The 203-nt window shown below is 61.1% G+C and carries 1 protein-coding gene; it reads left to right on the top strand.

Translation table 11 applies throughout. From position 1 onward, the window contains the following. On the top strand, positions 1–203 hold a 203-nt coding region (locus SB764_RS45395; RefSeq protein WP_410867492.1), incomplete at both ends, for an FAD-binding protein.

Raw genomic sequence — 203 nt, 5'->3', positions numbered from 1 at the left:
AGCGCAAAGATTATCGTGTCAGGCGGACGCGGTCTGGGCAGCGGCGAAAACTACACCAAAGTGCTTGAACCGCTCGCCGACAAACTCAACGCGGCACTCGGCGCATCGCGCGCAGCCGTCGATGCGGGCTACGTGCCGAACGATTATCAGGTCGGTCAAACCGGCAAGATCGTCGCGCCGCAGCTTTACGTCGCCATCGGTAT

The organism is Paraburkholderia sp. SIMBA_027 (genome assembly GCF_046535315.1).
GTDB classification, from domain to species: domain Bacteria; phylum Pseudomonadota; class Gammaproteobacteria; order Burkholderiales; family Burkholderiaceae; genus Paraburkholderia; species Paraburkholderia tropica.
The sequence above is the reverse complement of the archived record's forward strand: the minus strand, read 5'-3'. Positions and strand labels throughout refer to the sequence as shown.